The sequence below is a fragment of the Paraburkholderia sp. BGA-UO-ETr-F21 genome, assembly GCF_059567925.1.
In genome coordinates this window covers 235,038-250,066 of the sequence record NZ_JCAQOY010000017.1, presented here as the reverse complement: position 1 = coordinate 250,066, position 15,029 = coordinate 235,038, and the positions used below count along the sequence as shown (strand labels likewise).

Below are 15,029 nucleotides of genomic sequence, written 5' to 3'. Positions count from 1 at the left end.
GGCCGGGCACCTGTCAAAGCATTGCGTTCGCCGCTGCCGAGTCCTCCAGCTTCTCGGCGGCAAGCTCGGCTACCGACTTGGCCCCGGTCGTTCTGGGCGCGAGAAGAATCGCGGCAAGCGCACCAATGACCATGAGCAACGAGATCGCGCCGAGGCCTCCGACCATGCTGTGAGTGACTGTCTTGATCGAGCCGATAATCATCGGGCTGACGAACCCGCCGAGCAGACCGATGCAATTCACCAAAGCCACGCCGCCGGCAGCGCCGCTACCGCGGATGTAATCCGTCGAAATCGCCCAGATGAGAGGATTGGGCGCCAGAATTCCGGCCGTTGCGACCGAAAGAGCGACAATGGACCAAGCAAGGCTGCCGTGAATCAGGCCGGCCGCGAACAGTCCAACTGCGCCGATAATCATCGTGATGCCGCAGTGCCAGCGACGCTCCATTGTCCGGTCGGAGTTCCAGTTCATTCCAATGAGCGCAATCCAGCTCACGAAGTACGGAATCGCCGAGTAGATACCAATTTCCAGCGGACTGTTCACCCCCGTGCTCTTGATGAGCGTGGGCAACCAGAAGCCGATTGCGAATACACCCGCAATCTGTGCGAACCAGACGAATCCCATCACATACACGCGTGGGTCGAGAAGTGCACGCCCGAACGTGTGCTCCGCATGCTGATCACTCACGCCCGAGCTCTTCTTGATGTCGGCCAGTACTTGGGCCTTTTCCACATCACTCAGCCATTTCGCCTTCTGCGGACCATCATCCAGGAAGAAGAAAGCGACAATGCCCAGAAAGCTTGCCGGCAAGCCCTGCACGACGAACATCCATTGCCAGCCGTGTAATGCTCGAACGCCTTCCATGTGAGTCATCAGCCAACCCGACATCGGTCCACCAATCAAACCTGCAATACCTGTCGCGCAGGTGAAGATCGCGATGGCCTTTGCACGGCGCTCCACGGGATACCAGCGCGTCAGGTAGAAGATGATCCCCGGGTAGAGGCCGGCCTCGGCGAGGCCAAGCAGGAAACGCACGGTGTAGAAATGCACGGGAAGCGTCACGAACGCGGTCGCTGCTGCCAGGATGCCCCACAGGAACATGATTCGCGAGAACGTGCGCTTCACGCCGATTCTTGTCAGGAGGAGATTGCTTGGCACTTCCATCAGCACGTAGCCGAGGAAGAAAATCCCTGCTCCGATGCTGTAAGTGAAGTCGCTGAAGCCCACGTCGTGCTTCATGTCGAGCTGTGCGATGCCAACATTCACACGGTCCAGAAAAGCGAACACGTAGCAAAGGAACAGGAAGGGAATCAAACGCCTGGTGATCTTGCGGTATGTCTGCTCGGCTTGCGGGCTCGCCGCAGCGTCGGTGGGCATATTCATGCGTGTCTCCTCCGGCCGACAGGGGGCCGGTTAGTAGGTCGCCAGCGACGACTGACGGCGTTCCCTTCTTATGCGACTAGCGACCCTTGAAGACGGGCTGTCGCTTCTCGTTATATGCGCTGATGCCTTCCAGACGGTCTTCCGTCGGAATAAGCCGGTTATAGGCTTCTATTTCGATGTAAAGACCCGTGTTCAGGTCGCTCTGCATGCCAAGGTCAATGGCCTTCTTTGCCTGAGAGACAGAGAGCGGCGCGCTCGTGCAGATATCGCGGGCGGCTTCAATCGCGCGCGCCAGCACCTCACCCGGTTCGTACAACTGGTTGACGACGCCCCAGGCAAGCGCTTCTTCCGCCGAAAACTTCGAACCACGAAAGATCAGTTCCTTCGAGCGACGCGTACCGATCGTGCGCGGAAGCTGTTGGGTGCCACCGCCGCCCGGCATGATGCCGCGCTTGACCTCGGTAAATCCAAACACGGCCTTCTTCGATGCGTAAGCAAAGTCGCACGCCAGCAGCAACTCGAGTCCGCCTGCCACGGCCGAGCCATTGACAGCACAAATGAGAGGAATCGGGCAGTGCGTGATGGCGCGCACCATTCTTTCGAACAGGTAGTGCTGCGTGCTGAACTGCTGGTCCGTCATGCCGTCACGTTGCTTCAGGTCGGCGCCGCCGCAGAAGGCTCGTTCGCCGGTCCCGGTCAAAATCGCACAACGGTATTGGGCAGGGTCAACTTCCAGAGCGCCGAAGACCTTAATCAGCTCCTGGCCCATCGGGGTACTGATTGCGTTCGACACTTCCGGACGGTTCAACCGAATCACAAGAATCTGGCCATCGATTTCTTCCAGCGCCAGCGTACTAATCGCGGCCGGGTCAAGGTGTTGAGCTATCTTCAATGTCACTCCTGTGGCAGGTCTATCAAATGAATAACTGCGCCGGTCAAGCAACTGCTGCCAGCCAATTGGACACGCTTGCTATGAGGCACGGTAAGGCCGGGTGACCAACAATGCGGAGGTGTCGTGAGCGCGTCACCGACATCGAATTGCCACCCGGACATGGGTGGCTCGCGACATCGTCAATTCGAGATTGGCAAGAGGCACCTTCTAGTGATTCGAGTGTACTGATACGGCTTGTGCGCGGGTAATGAAACCTTCCAATCACGTGAACGTGATAGGTTATATCGGTGATAACCAGTAGCCTCGAAAGGGGCGCATCGAGCTTCACCAGGTGATTCCAGAAAGCGATAACGCGATGGAAACTATTCGCTATACAGCGCGTTCTGCAGGGTCGTATATTCGGCGCAATCGTCAAGAACGAGCGCAGCGCCAACGTACAGGAGATCCCCTCGGTGACACGCCAGATCTGCATACCCCCACGGCATTCGCACAGTAGTTGACGCCTACACGGCAAGCGACGTTGAAAACGCCGCCAGGATTTATGAACACTGGCGGCCTCTTTTCGATGACGAAATCCGGCAGTGCGGCCTCGCTGCCTGCAAAACACTGATGAAAGAAGGCGGCGTGCCGCACTCCAGGACAGAATCATGCAAATCTTTGGCAATCTGCTGATAGGTCATCAAGTCGTTCGCGGTACGAATGGTTCGACCAGGGCGGTCAATGCAGCAACCGGAATCCCCATGGAGCCCGCATTCGGCGGCGCAAGCCAAGCCGACCTGAACGAAGCGTGCGCGTTGGCATGGGCGGCGTTCGACACCTATCGCGAGACCACCCTCGTCGCTCGTGCTGAGTTTCTCGAAACCATCGCCGCGAATATCCTCGAAATCGGCGACGCGTTGATTGAACGCTGTGTCAGCGAAAGCGGACTGCCGCGAGCCCGCATTGAAGGCGAGCGTGGCCGCACTGTCGGTCAATTGCGCATGTTCGCCGACGTGGTCCGCCAAGGCGACTTTATCGGCGCCCGTATCGACCCGGCTATGCCGGAACGCAAACCGATGCCGCGCGTCGACCTGCGGCTGCGTAACCTCGCACTTGGCCCCGTGGCTGTTTTTGGCGCAAGCAACTTCCCCCTGGCGTTTTCCGTGGCCGGCGGTGACACTGCGTCGGCCCTTGCTGCCGGGTGTCCCGTGGTGGTCAAAGCGCACTCCGCCCATCCGGGCACCTCTGAACTGGTCGGGCTAGCTGTGCAAAAGGCCGTCAAGGAATGTGGCATGCCGGAAGGGACGTTCTCTCTTCTCTTCGGCAGCGGACGTGAAATCGGTCAGGGTCTGGTGAAGGACCATCGCATCAAGGCGGTTGGTTTTACGGGTTCGCGTGGCGCGGGCACCGACCTGATTTCAATTGCCGCGGCCCGCAAGGAACCTATCCCCGTCTACGCGGAAATGAGCAGCATCAACCCGGTCCTGCTTTTTCCCACCGCGCTGAAGAATCGCGCCGAGGCGATCGGCAAGGCATTCGTGCAGTCGCTGGTACTGGGCGCGGGGCAATTCTGCACGAACCCCGGATTGATTCTCGCCGTGGACGGACCTGACCTCGACCGTTTTATCGCTGCCGCGTCGGGCGCCCTGGAGGAGACGCCGGCCTCGACGATGCTGACGCCTGGCATCCACAAAGCCTATGAAGCGGCTGTCGCCGAGGCCGCGGCTCACGCCGAGATCCGGACGCTCGCTCGCGGCGGCTCGCCTACAGCCTCAAACCAGGGACGTGCGGCTCTTTTCTCCACGACGGCAGACGCATTTCGCAAACACACTGAACTGCAGGAGGAGATTTTTGGTGCGTCCTCGCTTGTCGTCCGATGCGTCGACCTTTCCATGATGCTGGACCTGCTCGAATCGCTCGAAGGGCAATTGACGTCCGCACTTTACATTGACGAGCCTGATTACCCGGAAGCGCGACGCTTCCTGCCTACGCTCGAACGGCGCACCGGGCGCATTCTGGTCAATGGCTTTGGAACGGGAGTCGAAGTGGGACATGCGATGGTGCATGGCGGCCCTTACCCTTCCACTGCCGACGGTCGTTCGACCTCGGTCGGCAGTCTTGCGATCAATCGGTTTCTGCGCCCGGTGAGCTATCAGGACTTGCCCGAAGCGCTGTTGCCAGCCGCATTGAAGGCGGACAATCCGCTCGGAATCAATCGCTTGATGGACGGAAAATTGGCACTTGCCGAGTAAAGGCAGTCCGGCGGGCCACCTCGGCCCGCCTATATCCACGCCTCGAAACATGAAGCCGACCGGCTACGCCTGCGAAACAACACAGCGTTGCATTCGCAAAAAAACCCCACCAAATAAATACAAAATTCAAATAATTTTGTAAATCACGCAATCTTGAATGAAAAACACGATTGCAACAGGCAGATATCAACCGCGTAAACGCAAAGAGGCAAGCCATTGCGGCTTGCCTCTCATGGTGGATCTGTTCTCCGCAAAGCGAAGTCAATCCATCAGTTTGCGATTACGCAGCTTACTTCTTGTAGTTCGCCGCGCCTTCGGTGATTTCCTTGTGCGCGGCTTCGATATCCGCCCAGCCTTCGACCTTCACCCACTTGCCCTTCTCCAGCGCCTTGTATTGCTCGAAGAAGTGCTTGATCTGATCTTTCAGGTACGACGGAACGTCGTCGATCGATTTCAGGTTGGCGGTCATCGGGCAGACCTTGTCGTGCGGGACGGCAACCAGCTTCGCGTCCACGCCGGATTCGTCGGTCATTTGCAGCATGCCGAGGGCGCGGGCACGCACCACCGAGCCTGCCAGCAGCGGGAACGGCGTGATCACCAGCACGTCGACCGGGTCGCCGTCGCCCGACAGCGTTTGCGGAATGTAGCCGTAGTTAGCCGGATAGCGCATGCCCGTGCTGATGAAACGATCGACGTGGAGCAGACCCGTTTCCTTGTCGGCTTCGTACTTCACCGGATCGCTTTGCGCCGGGATTTCGATGATGACGTTGAAATCTTGCGGAAGGTCTTTGCCTGCGGGGACGTTATTGAAGCTCATGAGCGCTCTCTGGTCGGGATGGAATTCGGAACACGGCGTGCGGCGCGCTTGCTCGAAGGGATGCAACGTGAAACTCGCCTCGAGCAGCGGCGCTGCGGCCGGACAGTGCTGAATACGCCATTATAGCCAATCACCTAATGGCATCCCTCGTATCATCGGGGTGATAATCGTCGGGCGTCTCTCGATTGTGCCTCTCGTTTGTGAACACCACGTCACCGCCGCGCGGTGCTCGTGACATCTCAAGGAGCCTGCATGGAAGAAGCCCGGCATTTCATCGGCGGCGAATGGTCCGCCGCATCAGGCGGCGAGACGATCGCCGTACTCGATCCCTCTGACGGCCAACCCTTCACCCAACTCGCACGCGGCACCGCGGCGGATATCGACGCCGCCGTGCACGCCGCGCGCCGCGCGTTCGAAGGCCCCTGGGGCCAGGCCAGCGCCGCCGAACGCGGCCGCATTCTGTACCGGCTGTCCATGCTGGTCGCCGCGCGCCAGGAGGAACTCGCCCAACTCGAAGCCCGCGACACCGGCAAGCCGCTCAAGCAGGCGCGCGGCGATTCGGCCGCCCTCGCCCGCTATTTCGAGTTTTACGCCGGCGCGGCGGACAAGCTGCACGGCGAAACGCTGCCTTACCAGACCGGCTATACGGTGCTGACCATTCGCGAGCCGCACGGCGTGACCGGCCATATCGTGCCGTGGAATTACCCCATGCAGATTTTCGGGCGCAGCGTGGGCGCGGCGCTCGCCGCCGGCAATGCCTGCGTCGTCAAACCGGCCGAAGATGCGTGCCTGTCCGTGCTGCGCGTCGCCGAACTCGCCGCCGAGGCCGGTTTGCCGGCCGGCGCGCTGAATATCGTCACCGGCTACGGCCATGAAGCGGGCGCGGCGCTCGCGCGTCATCCGGGCATCGATCACATTTCGTTCACCGGCTCGCCGGATACCGGCAAGCTCGTCACGCAAATGGCCGCCGAGAATCACGTGCCGGTCACGCTGGAACTCGGCGGCAAATCGCCGCAAATCGTTTTCGCCGATGCCGACCTCGACGCCGCACTGCCCGTGCTGGTGTCGGCGATCGTGCAAAACGCCGGGCAGACCTGCTCGGCGGGTAGCCGCGTGCTGATCGACCGGGCTATTTACGAGCCCTTGCTCGACCGGCTGAGCAGCGCGTTTCACGCGTTGCGCGTCGGCCCTTCGCAGGCCGACCTCGACTGCGGGCCGCTGATCAGCGCGAAACAGCAGCGTCGCGTGTGGGATTTCCTCAACGATGCGCAACACGACGGCATCGCAATGGCGGCGCACGGCGAGGTGATTCCCGAAGCGCCGGAAGCCGGCTTCTACCAAGCGCCCACGCTGTTGCGCGACGTGCCCCCGAGCCACCGCCTCGCGCGCGACGAAGTATTCGGACCGGTGCTGGCCGCTATGTCCTTCAGCGATGAAGACGAAGCTTTGAATCTCGCCAACGGCACGCCATTCGGTTTGGTCGCCGGCATCTGGACGCGCGACGGCGCACGGCAGATGCGGCTCGCGCGCCGCCTGCGCTCCGGCCAGGTGTTCATCAACAACTATGGCGCGGGCGGTGGCGTGGAATTGCCGTTCGGCGGCGTCAAGCATTCGGGCCACGGACGCGAAAAAGGCTTCGAAGCGCTCTATGGGTTCACCGTGCTGAAGACCATTGCCATCCGGCACGGTTAGCGGGCGCGGCACGCATTGGCATCACGATCCACAACGAACAACGGAGACACTATGCGGTTGACAGGTAAAACAGCCATCGTCACAGGTGGCGGCTCGGGTTTCGGTGAAGGCATTGCGAAGACCTACGCGCGCGAAGGCGCGAACGTGGTGGTCAACGATCTGAACGGCCCGGCCGCCGAGCGCGTGGCGAGCGAAATCGCGCTGGCCGGCGGCAAGGCGATCGCGGTGGCGGGTAACGTCGCCCAGCGTGAGGACTGGCAGACGCTGCGCGAGGCCGCGCTCGAAGACTTCGGCAGCGTGCAGATCGTCGTCAACAACGCCGGCACCACGCATCGCAACAAGCCGGTGATGGAAGTCACGGAAGCCGAATTCGACCGCGTCTATGCGGTGAATGTGAAAAGCATCTACTGGAGCGTGCAGGAATTCGTGCCGTATTTCCGCGAGCAAGGCGGCGGCTGCTTCATCAATATTGCGTCCACGGCGGGTGTGCGGCCGCGCCCCGGGCTCGTCTGGTACAACGGCAGCAAAGGCGCGGTGATTATCGCGAGCAAGTCGCTGGCGGTCGAGCTGGGTCCGGACCGGATTCGGGTGAACTGCGTGAATCCGGTGATCGGCGAGACGGCGCTGCTGTCCGAATTCATGGGCGTGGAAGATACGCCGGAAAATCGCCAGCGCTTTCTCGCCGGCATTCCGCTCGGGCGTTTCTCGACGCCGCAGGATATTGCCAACGCCGCGCTTTATCTGGCCTCGGACGAGGCAGAGTTCATCACCGGCGTGTGTCTCGAAGTGGACGGCGGGCGCTGCGTGTAGCGCCGCGCTGGGCCATTCTTGCGAGGGCGGCCGCCGCGCCGCCCTCGCCGCAGTCAGTGTTTTCCCCCGGTATCGATTCGTCATGCAAAGCACTGAGCGCGGATAGAATCGATCGACGGCGGTACTTCAATTCCACAAGAAAAGAGGAGACACCATGGCTAGTCCCGCAAATCCGCTCCACCATCCCGGCGCGGGTGCGCCACCTTCCACTTTCGAAGAGGCCACCTACCGCAAGGTCACCTGGCGGCTCGCGCCGCTTCTGATGCTCTGTTACGTGGTCGCGTATCTGGATCGCGTCAACGTCGGTTTCGCCAAGCTGCAAATGACCAGCGATCTTGGGCTGAGCGATGCGGTGTACGGCTTCGGCGCGGGGATTTTCTTTGTCGGCTATTTCATCTTCGAGATTCCGAGCAATGTGATTTTGCATAAGGTCGGCGCACGGGTGTGGATTGCTCGGATCATGGTGTCGTGGGGCGTGATCTCCATGCTGACCATGTTCGTGACTACGCCGACGATGTTTTATGTGATGCGCTTTCTGCTCGGTCTGGCTGAAGCGGGGTTCTTTCCTGGGATCATTCTTTATCTGACGTACTGGTATCCGTCGCATCGGCGTGGCCGCATGACGACGTGGTTCATGACGGCGATTGCGTTGTCGGGTGTGATCGGCGGGCCGGTGTCGGGTTATATCCTGAAGACCTTTAACGGCTTGAACGGCTGGCATGGCTGGCAGTGGCTGTTTCTGCTCGAAGGGATTCCTTCGGTGATCGTCGGGATCATGGTGTTCGCCATGCTGGACGATCGGATCTCGAAGGCGAAGTGGCTGACCAAGGAAGAGCAGCAGTTGCTCGAGCGGCATGTGTCCGCGGAGGAAGCGACCAAGCATGACATGCCGATTCGTCAGGTGCTCACGAGTGGGCGGGTGTTGATGCTCAGTCTGACGTACTTCTCGTTTGTGATGGGGTTGTATGGGGTGAGCTTCTGGTTGCCGACGATTATTAAGGCGACTGGGGTGACGGATGCTTTCATGATCGGGTTGCTGTCGGCGATTCCGTTCGCGGGGGCTGTGGTGGCGATGGTGTTTGTGTCGCGTAGTGCGGATAGGAAGCGGGAGCGGCGGTGGCATATTGCGCTGCCGGCGTTTGCGGGGGCGATTGGGTTGGTGCTTTCGGTCGTGTGGACGCATAACACTGTGCTGGCGATGGCTTCGCTGACGCTTGCGACTATGGGGATTCTTACTACCCTGCCGCTGTTTTGGAGTTTGCCTACGGCGATTTTGGCGGGGACTGGGGCGGCGGCTGGGATCGCGATGATTAATTCGATTGGGAATCTGGCGGGGTTTTTGAGTCCGTATGCGGTGGGGTGGTTGAAGCAGGCTACGGCGGCTAATGATTCGGGGATGTATATGTTGGCGGCGTTTATGGTGCTGGGTGGGTTGCTGGCGGTTAGTGTGCCGGCGAAGATGGTTAATAAGTGAGGGGGTGAGGTGCGAGCCTTGGCGGGGATTCACTGCTGAGGCTTTGCGTTGGTGTGCGAAGGTGCGACCAATTCATCGCCGGATACGTTGGTTTCGACAGAGTTTCGCCAACTACTGCCGACGGCGCGAGGCGGTAGTCGGCAATCAGCCATTCGACAATCGCCTCAGAATCGCCGACAATCGCAATCGGTCGGCGGGCACGTGGCATTGCGTGCGGCTAGAGGGTGATAGCTATTTTTTGTTGTCCTCGCGCCATATTCGTTGCAGAACAGGGGATCCTAATGGATGTAATCGAGCATTATCGTGCTCTTTTAAAGAACTCGGACATCGTCATAGAAACGATGGTCGGCGCGACCGGGGCAAGTGAGGCGCTAGTAACGTCCCATAATTATCTTCTCGATTACGATTCGATAAAAATGGCTATCGCGAATCGGCCAGAAGCGGCCGTCCTCGATTCTGCAGTAAAAGAATATCAATTCGCCCTTTTTGCATTGACTTCCGGTCAATATAGGCACGCTTTCGGTGGACTTAGGCTTTTCTTCGAACTCATGCTTGCTACCGTGCAATTTTCGGCGCACGAAATCGACTATCGAATGTGGGCGAAAGACTCGAAAGATATAAACTGGAATGCATTGAAAGATCCGCAAAGCGGCGTATTTTCGACTAATTTTATTAAGGCATTTAATCCGGCATTTTCGGACTGTGCCAAGCAATATTTAGCGATTGCTGAGGCTGTATATCGTGAATGCTCGGAGTTTGTGCACGGAAATGCCGGCACTCATGCAATTCTTCCTGCTGACATTGCATTTCAAAAACAAGCTTTTTTTTCTTGGCATGAAAAAGCGGAAACAATGCGATTGGCGATTATTTTTGCCTTCTCCGCTCGCTACCTGAATTACGTTACTAAAGAGGCAACGGATCGAATGGAGCCGATAATTACGGATGCGCTTGGAAATTTGCCGCCGGTTCAGGCAATCTTCTCACAACCAGCGGTGGGCTGATAACCATGGCAGACTTTTTCTTTCGAACCGAGGATATCCGGCCTGAAGAGGTGCTTGATTATTTCGTTGAAACCTCGAAAGACCGGCAGATCGTTGACGCGCTGAAAAATAGAAATCCCGTCGTTTTGGTAGGAAGTCGAGGCGTGGGCAAGTCATTCTTGCTTCGAGTGGCACAAAAGGAACTCATGGATGCGTTTGAATCGGATCGCGTGTTCCCGATTTACATCAGCTTCGTCAGAAGTTCCTTGCTGCAGTCGTCCGATCCGGACCAGTTTAAACATTGGATGCTCGCAAGAATTTGCTCGTCGGTGATGAGAGGCCTAGCAAAAGCCGGCCTGCTAGGTGGCATGCCCAAGACAATTGGGCTGCTTGCTGGGGGGGCCGTGACGACGTCGATTGGGCGCACGAAGATTGAGGAAATCGCTGACGCATACGAAGCCTCTTGGAAAACGCCGAAAATCGCGGTGGACGCAGACGATCTTCCTAGTATTGATGACTTCAAGGAAGCATTAGAAGATTTGGGCGAGGAACTCGATATTTCTCGCTTTGCCCTTCTCTTCGATGAGGCCGCCCACATATTTTTGCCAGAACAACAGCGGCAGTTCTTTACGATGTTTAGAGATCTGCGCTCGCACTGCATTACTTGCAATGCTGCGGTTTATCCGGGCGTAACGACATTCGGCGAGACTTTTCAACCGGTTCACGACGCAACGATGCTTACCATCGATCGCGACATTCTCGCCGATGACTATGTAGAAAATATGCGGGAAATTGTCCAAAAACAGGCGGACAGCAACCTTCTCGCTCAAATAGCGCAGTATGGAAAGAATTTCGCCACTCTGGCTTACGCTGCGACTGGCAATCCACGTCTGTTGCTGAAAACGATTGCTCAATGTCCGAAAGTCAATTCTCAACAAGTAAACGAGACAATTAGGGAATTTTATCGAACCGATATCTGGGCCGAGCACTCTACGCTGTCTGAAAAATATCTGGGACACAAAGCTTTAATTGATTGGGGTAGAGATTTTATTGAGACCCAGGTGCTTCCAGACATCCATGCGAAAAATGAACAATATTTGGCTTCCGACAAAGCAACGTCCGCTTTCTTTTGGATTCATAGAGACGCGCCGGAACTGGTAAAAGAAGCTTTGCGAGTCCTTGCATACACTGGCATTGTGGTGGAGCATGCGACCGGCATCAAGGCAAGCCGGGCCGAAATCGGAAAGCGCTACGTGATTAATTTAGGCTGTCTTTTCGCGCTGGAGGTATCTCCGACAAATTCGGCGTTTGAAATTGCGAAGCAATTGACTCCAAAGAGAATGACCGAATATGGGTCGAATTTTCCATCGTATAAAAAGCTGACAGACCAGGCATCGGAAATCACGAACGACGGCATGGAGTTGGCGCTCAATGTTCAACTGGACAGGCCGGCCACTGTACTGGATTTGACGGCATGGCAGTTAGAAAAGTTAGCAGAGCTTGGGCTGAAGACTGTGCGCGATGTCTTAAATGCGACAGAGGCGAAGCTTAAAGAGGCAAATTACGTTGGAGATGTGCGTGCGCGTCGAATGCGCAATGCAGCGGTCGCCGCAGTACTCGAGTATCTGTCGGGCTGATAACGAACACGGCCGCCAAACTAAATTGCGAAGGCTGCCGATCTCCCGGCACCGGCGCGCCGTCGGATCGAACGCCTATTTATGGCTTGACCGGATGACCGAATCGGGTCGGCCTCGGCCGGTCGTGATGGGGCAGGAGTTGGTCGCCCACACTCACCATTGGCCCCCGCAACTCGGCTCCGCAAAGTCAACAGACCTCCTGCAATTCGAACCGGTCCAAGTGGAGCCTGAGATATCGAGCCTGCTGCGCGCTAGGTTTTTTTCTCAGGTTGGCCGGGATACCAAGGATCGCTCGAGCTGCCGCGTCGATCCGGCCTGAGATCAGCATCTTGCCCGTGTCCGGCGAGAAAGCAACGAGGTATTTGTCGAAAAGTCTGTCGAGCGTTGCCGTCAGCGGCAAACCATTGCATGGATCCAGCCGCTCTTCATCGGTGCTTTCGGCCCACGGTTTTGCATGGCTTGCGATTAGGGCCGATTGAATGGTGAGACCTGTCACCGCACATTGGCCGTCCCACAACTCCAACATCTGCTTTCGGTAGGTTCCTTGACCAAGCCGAGCTTGGATCAAGGTCTCGCGCTGCGTCCGCGTTAAATCCTCCCGCCGCTCAATCGCGACAACGTCACGTGCCGGCTCGTCAATATTCAGAGAGATGGTCGTGCCGGCAAATTCATATGCTGCTTCGCGAACTTGAGAATAATCCCTGACGTGCCAGTAAGGTTCTCGGCTCAGGTGCGCGTGGGCGTAGCCGTCACGCTCTCGGCCAATTAGACGTTTCATGAAAGGCTCCATTCTGGCGACCAGAGAGTTACCCCCCAGTCCTACCGAGTAGCCGTGACGCGCGGGTTTGATGTACAGCCTCTCCCCTTCTTTAGGGCCGGTGATACTTATGTTTTGCTTTGCTGTGTTTTGCTGATGCGGTTCGATATGAAGACTGCCCATCGCATCGTTTATTTCATCCGCGAGTGCCCATACTTGCCGTTTTACGGTGGACGTCTCCAACGCAAGGGACGAATCGGTCTTGACGTCTCCCTCGGGCCACGTCTTATCAGTAGGGCCGTCCGGGGACGGCGGCTTTTCTCCCTTTTTGACAACCTTATATCCCGCCGCCCGCAACAGAGCGAAGCACAAACCACCGGCGGTAAAATGCCTCGGTTCAATGGGTACGTTGCCAAGTGCCATTGAAAGTGCAAGGCCGAAGACTGCCTTGGGCGGAAGGACGCGGCCGTCGTCTGCAATCAGGTCATAGTCAGTTGACGGGCCAAAACCAGTCGTCTCTTTGCCAGCTAAGATTTCTTGGACTGCGCGCCGAATATATTCGGGCGTCGCTTTGCGTAGCACGTCAGCGGGCAGCCTGTCCGCGCTTCGATTCTCTCCTTTCAGTGCGATTCCTCCCACCCTCGCAGCCAGATCTTCGCTCGATCCGCTGAAGCCGGTCGCGATTCTGATTCGTTTGGTGGAGTTACCACCCTTTGCGGACGACTTAGAATCACCGCGAATGTCCTTCATGCGGCTAGCCAGCAGGCGACCGATCTCATCTGGGGGCAGGCTCCCTTCTGTGTTACTCAGAATCGATCGTGTAGCGAGCGGAAGTGATTGGACGGTTGCACTATCCACCCACGCGCCCAGCACGGGAATTTCTGCTTGAGACAGTCGGGTGAGCAATACGAGCAAACCCCTGCTGTAGTCCGTGTTTAATGCCGCGCTTTGACCTTTCGCGCCGCCGCGGCTGTGCATGATGATGTCTGCTTGGTCAACGGAGAATCGCGCATCCAATCTAGAACGATCGTCGTTTGTTACTTGAAATACCGTGGCCATTGCCCTTTGTCCGTGAGAGTCTTTAGCTCAATCTATGAATTGCCAAAACAGGAAGCCGTCGCCAACCCAGCCGAAATGGAGATTTTATTCCGTGCCCCTATGCGTACTGGCCGCGAGCCGCACGCAGGAACATCCTCAGTCTACGCATGACAGCGGCCACGATCTATCAGTACGTCGACTGAGAAAACGGCACGCAGCCACACAAATCGATCGCTAGTATGACAACGCGGCCTGGTCGCGCATGCAGAGTTGCGGGCCAGCCATAGCATTTAAAAGGCCGTTTTAGTCCGAACGCGACAATTGCAGCGCGGCTTCGCCGACGACAGTTGGGGATTAGCATCTTCCCCTCGCGCTTTCAAATCCCGGGTACTTACAAGACCGGTATGCGAGGGAGCGGGGCAAGTCACAAAGGCCAGTCAACTACCTACGAAACTGCGTGGCTATAGACAAAATACCGACCGTCATCCTCTTGCCCTACTCGCCCTTATCCCTTCAGCCAATACCACCATTTACCCCCCAACACTAAATCCGAGACAGCCCCACTCCCTTATAATCACCAAGTCGTCGGGAAACACCCGGCGATCAGGAATGACAGCCTGTTTGTTACGTCCGCACCCCGCTCAGGCGGGAGTGCGTCTATCTCTGCACGTCTATATTCAATGGGCGGGCTTTGGTAGGGGAGCCGCGAGGCTCGCCGGCTTGACGTAACACCGGTCTGTCACCCTGCCATGTGCCCGCTCACCCCTCCCCCCAAAGAAGCGTGTCCGGGCGATCCACCCCACCAACAAGGAGATCGCACCATGACCAGGCCCGTCAAAAATCAACCGGCTTCGCGTCCGCCCGTCGACGCCCTCCAGTACGAAAAGCTTGCCCTTTCCGCGTTCGATTTATGCGACAGGCAGTTGGGTCAACTGGACACGTTGATCACACTGGCGTCATCGATAGTTAGAAATCCTGCGATTACCCACGACGAAAGAAAGCGTCGTCAGACGCTGCTCGAATTGCTGGTGGACACGGCCGAGCAGTATCAGCAGGATCTCGAATACGACCGTGAGTTGTTCCAGGTGATTGCACTCGACGCGAAAGGCGTCGCGCGCAGCCGCCTCACGGCGCAGCATGCGACGAACTTGCTGACTAAAGCGTCGCAGCGAGCGGAGGCGTCGATCGAAGCAACCAAAGCGTCGCCCCGCAAAAAGCCCTCCACGAAAAGCGCGATCGAGTCGCCGTCCGTGACCGTGCAACAGCCGTCCACCGCGCCGCACTAAGACCACACCAAGCGATCAAATCGAGCCTCGCCTA

The 15,029-nt window shown here is 57.8% G+C and carries 11 protein-coding genes; 7 read left to right on the top strand and 4 right to left on the bottom strand.

Annotated elements, in window-relative coordinates; all coding sequences use genetic code 11:
- Positions 1–13: 13 nt before the first annotated feature.
- Positions 14–1,381, bottom strand: a complete 1,368-nt coding sequence (locus AC57B1_RS13530) for an MFS transporter (RefSeq protein WP_496417726.1) — start codon at positions 1,379–1,381, stop codon at positions 14–16.
- 76 nt (positions 1,382–1,457) lie between these two features.
- The gene (locus AC57B1_RS13525; RefSeq protein ID WP_408345352.1) at positions 1,458–2,273 is read right to left on the bottom strand and encodes an enoyl-CoA hydratase/isomerase family protein; all 816 of its coding nucleotides are present in this window, start codon (positions 2,271–2,273) and stop codon (positions 1,458–1,460) included.
- Between the two features lie 647 nt (positions 2,274–2,920).
- On the opposite strand from AC57B1_RS13525, the gene AC57B1_RS13520 reads away from it, so the two are divergent.
- Positions 2,921–4,504, top strand: a complete 1,584-nt coding sequence (locus AC57B1_RS13520; RefSeq protein WP_496417760.1) for an aldehyde dehydrogenase (NADP(+)) — start codon at positions 2,921–2,923, stop codon at positions 4,502–4,504.
- Between the two features lie 289 nt (positions 4,505–4,793).
- Here the strand turns inward: AC57B1_RS13520 and ppa are convergent, their stop codons facing one another.
- A complete protein-coding gene (gene ppa / locus AC57B1_RS13515) occupies positions 4,794–5,321 on the bottom strand; it encodes an inorganic diphosphatase (RefSeq protein ID WP_496417725.1) in 528 nt (175 codons plus the stop codon).
- Between the two features lie 252 nt (positions 5,322–5,573).
- Here ppa and AC57B1_RS13510 point away from each other — a divergent pair, with 252 nt between their 5' ends.
- From AC57B1_RS13510 to AC57B1_RS13490, 5 genes are all read left to right on the top strand, one after another.
- Positions 5,574–7,013: an aldehyde dehydrogenase family protein gene (locus AC57B1_RS13510; RefSeq protein ID WP_496417724.1), complete on the top strand. Its 1,440-nt coding sequence runs from the start codon at positions 5,574–5,576 to the stop codon at positions 7,011–7,013.
- Between the two features lie 51 nt (positions 7,014–7,064).
- The gene (locus tag AC57B1_RS13505; protein ID WP_095417145.1) at positions 7,065–7,823 is read left to right on the top strand and encodes an SDR family oxidoreductase; all 759 of its coding nucleotides are present in this window, start codon (positions 7,065–7,067) and stop codon (positions 7,821–7,823) included.
- Positions 7,824–7,977: 154 nt separating this feature from the next.
- On the top strand, positions 7,978–9,297 hold the full coding sequence (locus AC57B1_RS13500; RefSeq protein WP_408297434.1) for an MFS transporter: 1,320 nt from the start codon (positions 7,978–7,980) through the stop codon (positions 9,295–9,297).
- Between the two features lie 281 nt (positions 9,298–9,578).
- A complete protein-coding gene (locus AC57B1_RS13495; RefSeq protein ID WP_496417723.1) occupies positions 9,579–10,298 on the top strand; it encodes a hypothetical protein in 720 nt (239 codons plus the stop codon).
- Positions 10,299–10,303: 5 nt separating this feature from the next.
- Positions 10,304–11,914, top strand: coding sequence for an ORC-CDC6 family AAA ATPase (locus AC57B1_RS13490; protein ID WP_496417722.1), 1,611 nt, complete (start codon positions 10,304–10,306; stop codon positions 11,912–11,914).
- Between the two features lie 187 nt (positions 11,915–12,101).
- Here the strand turns inward: AC57B1_RS13490 and AC57B1_RS13485 are convergent, their stop codons facing one another.
- Positions 12,102–13,730, bottom strand: a complete 1,629-nt coding sequence (locus AC57B1_RS13485; RefSeq protein WP_496417721.1) for an HNH endonuclease — start codon at positions 13,728–13,730, stop codon at positions 12,102–12,104.
- 800 nt (positions 13,731–14,530) lie between these two features.
- Between AC57B1_RS13485 and AC57B1_RS13480 the strand changes: the two genes are divergently transcribed.
- Positions 14,531–14,995, top strand: coding sequence for a hypothetical protein (locus tag AC57B1_RS13480; protein WP_496417720.1), 465 nt, complete (start codon positions 14,531–14,533; stop codon positions 14,993–14,995).
- The last annotated feature ends 34 nt before the right edge of the window (positions 14,996–15,029 follow it).

What these genes read in the sequence shown, in the direction of transcription:
- AC57B1_RS13500 (WP_408297434.1), top strand. Translation starts at nt 7,978, where the DNA reads ATGGCTAGTCCCGCAAATCCGCTCCACCATCCCGGCGCGGGTGCGCCA.
- ppa (WP_496417725.1), bottom strand. Translation starts at nt 5,321, where the DNA reads ATGAGCTTCAATAACGTCCCCGCAGGCAAAGACCTTCCGCAAGATTTC.
- AC57B1_RS13495 (WP_496417723.1), top strand. Translation starts at nt 9,579, where the DNA reads ATGGATGTAATCGAGCATTATCGTGCTCTTTTAAAGAACTCGGACATC.
- AC57B1_RS13505 (WP_095417145.1), top strand. Translation starts at nt 7,065, where the DNA reads ATGCGGTTGACAGGTAAAACAGCCATCGTCACAGGTGGCGGCTCGGGT.
- AC57B1_RS13490 (WP_496417722.1), top strand. Translation starts at nt 10,304, where the DNA reads ATGGCAGACTTTTTCTTTCGAACCGAGGATATCCGGCCTGAAGAGGTG.
- AC57B1_RS13520 (WP_496417760.1), top strand. Translation starts at nt 2,921, where the DNA reads ATGCAAATCTTTGGCAATCTGCTGATAGGTCATCAAGTCGTTCGCGGT.
- AC57B1_RS13480 (WP_496417720.1), top strand. Translation starts at nt 14,531, where the DNA reads ATGACCAGGCCCGTCAAAAATCAACCGGCTTCGCGTCCGCCCGTCGAC.
- AC57B1_RS13510 (WP_496417724.1), top strand. Translation starts at nt 5,574, where the DNA reads ATGGAAGAAGCCCGGCATTTCATCGGCGGCGAATGGTCCGCCGCATCA.
- AC57B1_RS13485 (WP_496417721.1), bottom strand. Translation starts at nt 13,730, where the DNA reads ATGGCCACGGTATTTCAAGTAACAAACGACGATCGTTCTAGATTGGAT.
- AC57B1_RS13530 (WP_496417726.1), bottom strand. Translation starts at nt 1,381, where the DNA reads ATGAATATGCCCACCGACGCTGCGGCGAGCCCGCAAGCCGAGCAGACA.